Origin of the sequence: Treponema sp. UBA753 (assembly GCF_002297325.1) — a bacterium.
Classification (GTDB): domain Bacteria; phylum Spirochaetota; class Spirochaetia; order Treponematales; family Treponemataceae; genus Treponema_D.
Genome location: NZ_DBKJ01000120.1, coordinates 1 through 4040 on the forward strand (window position 1 = coordinate 1; position 4040 = coordinate 4040).

Annotated in this window: 3 protein-coding genes; 1 reads left to right on the forward strand and 2 read right to left on the reverse strand. The window is 38.2% G+C overall.

Annotation, left to right across the window (positions count from 1 at the left end):
* Positions 1 to 182 precede the first annotated feature (182 nt).
* Positions 183 to 365 carry a hypothetical protein gene (locus tag B4C08_RS09615; protein ID WP_041611977.1) on the forward strand — a complete coding sequence of 61 codons (183 nt, stop codon included), beginning with the start codon at positions 183 to 185 and terminating at the stop codon, positions 363 to 365.
* Positions 366 to 452: 87 nt separating this feature from the next.
* Here B4C08_RS09615 and B4C08_RS09620 read toward each other — a convergent pair whose 3' ends face one another.
* Both B4C08_RS09620 and pnuC read right to left on the reverse strand, forming a co-directional pair.
* On the reverse strand, positions 453 to 2189 hold the full coding sequence (locus tag B4C08_RS09620) for a methyl-accepting chemotaxis protein (protein WP_296664876.1): 1737 nt from the start codon (positions 2187 to 2189) through the stop codon (positions 453 to 455).
* An 869-nt stretch (positions 2190 to 3058) separates the two neighbouring features.
* A complete protein-coding gene (gene pnuC, locus B4C08_RS09625) occupies positions 3059 to 3772 on the reverse strand; it encodes a nicotinamide riboside transporter PnuC (RefSeq protein WP_296664878.1) in 714 nt (237 codons plus the stop codon).
* Positions 3773 to 4040 lie beyond the last annotated feature (268 nt).

Genomic DNA, 4040 nt, shown 5'->3' on the forward strand with positions numbered 1-4040 from the left:
GCAGGTAGCGGCCGGCTTCTTTATTTTTCTACAGGCCTCCCGACATGCGGGAGGCCTCTTTTTTTGCCGTGGCAATAAAGCGCCGCCTCTCTGAGTGCCAAGAGGAACTGCGCAGGACCACCTTTATCGCCCCCCCCAGATAGCCGTTGATTTACTTTGCTAAATATGTATAATTTTAGGATATGACAAAAGAGTTTTCAAATTGGACTGATTATGACCACTGGCTTATTGCGGATTATGGAATGATGGTTATAAGCGGTAAAGAACGAATGGCTACAAACTACGATAAATATTTCATAAATAAAATTGAAGAAATTGATGGCAAAATTGTTGTTGAGTATGAGGAAGCAAACACTCCAAGATAAATGTGTTTTTTTTTATATAAACTTCATACACTTCAACCACAATTAAAGTGTATGAAGTTTATATGCGAATAAATTTTTTAGTTTGAATTACACAATATATTTTTCTGTCTGAGTTGAAAGTTCCTTTGCAAATTTTTTGTTTTCAGAAGCCATGCCGATGAGTTTGTCCGCATTGGAATTTATTATTTGTGTGGACTTTTTTATTTCGTCAGTTTTTGAAGACAAATTTTTAGCGGCATTTTCAAGTTCTTTTACTTGGGCAACAACATTTTCAATTCCAGAATTCATTTGCTTTGAATTTTCAATTATAGTATGTGTTGTTTCCTTTATATTCCCAAGCGCATCTACAATCTGCTTGCTTCCGATTGACTGCTCTTCCATAGAAGAACGAATTTCTGTAATCAAAGAATCATCGCTTGAAATTTGATTTACGATTTCACCAAAAGTAAGACCGGCACTGCTCGCCGCATTTGTAACTTCGATTATATTTTCAATTACGGAAGAAAGTGTCTGCTTTATGTAATGCGACTGTTCCGTTGTGCTTTCAGAAAGCTTGCGGATTTCTTCGGCGACAACGGCAAAACCTTTTCCTGCTTCTCCAGCGTGGGCGGCTTCAATTGCGGCATTCATGGCAAGAAGATTTGTTTGCTGGGCAACGGACTCAATGACTTTGTTTGTATCCAGAAGTTTTTTTGATTCAGCAGAAACTGATTCTATGAGTTTGATTACATTTTCTATTTTGTTTTTTCCGTCTTCTGAATCCGCAGAAAGCTGATTTGTAATTGAACTCATTTTTCCCATTGTGCCGACTGTAAGCGAAACTGTGTCTAGCTGCGTTTTTGCTTGGTCTGCAAGCTCCGATGAATTGTCTGAAATCTGCTTTATCTCTGATGAAATTCCCGAACTGTTTTTGTTCAGATTTTCTGCGACTTTGCTTAGTGAAATTATATTTTGCTTTGAAACTGCGACCATCTTGTTTATGGACTCTGTGAAAGCGTTTATGCTGCATCGCATTTTGCTGATTTCATTTTTTCCTTTTTCTGTTGAAAGCCTGAGCGTAAGATTTCCTGCCGCCATTTTTTCAAGAATGCGTGCGGTTTCTTCAATCGGCTTGGAAAATTTTTTGGAGAAGAAAAGGCTTACAAAAATTGCGGCAACCAGCACAACTGCCATTGTTTCAAAAATATAAAGCAGAAGTTTTGAAAAGTGAGTTTTAACTTCATTTTCAATTTGCTGAAGTTCTACGTTTATGTCGTCATAATAATTTCCGCTGCTTACAATCCAGTTCCAAGGTTTGAACAGCATTGAGTATGTTCTTTTTGGAGCGACAGTTATTCCGTCCGACTTTGTAAAATAAAATTCACTGAATCCGCCTTCTTCATTTGCATTTACAACGCTAAGAATTTTTTGAATTATTGTTACGCCGTTTTTATCTTTAAGATTTTTTCGATTTTGACCTTCGTTCTGCGGAAGAATTGGATGGGCGACGAGAGTGCAGTCAGTTGCGTCAATCCAAAAGTAGCCGGAACTATCGTCTCCGTAGCGGATATTTTTTATAACTTTTATTGCTTCTTTTTGCGCCTGCTCATGCGAAAGAGTTCCGTTTTTCTCTTCTTCATAAAAGGTCTTTAAAATTGAAATAGCATTTTGAATTTGAAATTTCACAGAATCATCGTAGCCTTTCATTCGCTCAGATCTTACGCTTTCTGTGCTGAACTTTTGGATTTTTCCAATTCCAACTTTCAATGTGCTGATTATTCCGATGCTGGCAACTGCTATGAGTGAAATGCAAAATGTAAGAACAATGGTTTTTATAGATTTCATTTGTAAATCCTGCCTTTAGAGCAGATAATATATCTTGGCAATGTTTTTGTAAATATATTTACTGAATAGAATTAAAAACTCCAAAACTGTATAATCATTTATAAATATATTCATAATTGTGTTAGAGTTTTATCAGCACAATGTTAAAAAGGAGTTTTATTTTGAAAATCGCATTGATTTTGGGAAGCTCGCAGAAAGACATTTATGATTTTATTATTGAAAACGGAAAACTCATTCTGCTTGATTTGAAAAAACTTTGCAACATCCGTATTTTTTCCAATGAACGGACGCAGGAATATAGTTTTTTTTATCATTCCAGTGGCAGTAAATTTGTCATTGCCGTGCTTGACACGGCAATCTATCTACATGGGATTATCAATCGAGTTTCTTTCAGAAACATCACAGGGTATAGCCCGATAATGACAAGGAGTTAAGCCCGATAATGACAGAAAAATCAAGCCCGATAATGACATTAAATTATAAAACTCGAAATTAAGGGTATTATGAAATAATTTCATTCGTTGCCCAGCGCATTTTCTGCTCGTTCGAAAACTTTTATGGCCTGCCCAGCGTGTTTTTGGCTCATGCGGAAATTTTTATGAGCCACCCAGCGCATTTTCTGCTCGTTCGAAAACTTTTATGAGCTGCCCAACATGTTTTTTGCTCGTGCGGAAATTTTTATGAGCCGCCCAGCGCATTTTCTGCTCGTTCGAAAACTTTTACGGCCTGCCCAGCGTGTTTTTGGCTCGTTCGGAAACTTTTATGAGCTGCCCAACATGTTTTTTGCTCATGCGAAAACTTTTACGGGTCGCCCAACGCATTTTTGGCTCATGCGGAAATTTTTACGGGCTGCCCAACGTTTTTTTTGCTTATGAAATTATTTCATGGGTCTCGTTCTTTTCCTGCATAGTCCGCAGTTTCTTCCAGCTGAAAAAAGCGTACAGGTCGTTTATCAGAAAAATCACAAAGTTGAAAACCATCGGAATGTAGACATGGTTTTCAATGCTCGCCAAAATCCACATGACAATCAGAACGATGTCGTTCGAGGTGTAGGCAAGCGCATAGTAAGGAACCCTCATAATTGTAAGAACGCTTGCCGCCATGCTTGTCGCAACAGAGACCGTGCTGATTTCAAGATTCGCAGTGTTCAGTTTTTTCAGTACAAAATAAAAAATGACAGTCGCTGCCGTGCTTACAAGAATTGCCACTGCGGATTTTTTCGGAGTAAGATGAGCCATTTGAACTTCACTCTTTCCTTTTTTGGAAGGATTTTTTAGCCACACAATCGCCGCAAAAAGGTCGCTTGGAAATGACATTCCCATATAAGTTATCGCCTCGCCATAATATTTGAATCCGAGCGCGACAATTGCGTAAAGCACACAGAAAACCAGCTGAAGAAACGGTCCTGAAATGTGTCCTTTTGCTATAAAAAGAAGCGACGTTACGCCCACAATCGTTGCAATCAGCGTAAGCGGATTTTTCTGCGGAACAAGACAGAACAGAACCGTAACACCGACTATGGATGCCGCCCAAAGAATCTTTTCAGGAACAGAAAACTTTGGGACAATCAGATTTTTTTTCATAAATACTCCTATAAAAAGCCAATGAGAAAAGTTGCAATAAATTGTCATTATCCGGCTTGACCGGATAATCTCATGAAATAGATTTATCATAGAGATTCCCTTGTCGAGCAAGGGAATGACAGCAAAGTTTCAACGGCAAAAAAAAGCATCCACAAAAGGACATCTGCATGGATTTCTCCAGACCTACCGATATTCCTTCGTGAATGCTCTTTATAGCATTTCTTCTGCCCGGTGGCAGAAAATTAAAATTTTATAGAACTATACTTTG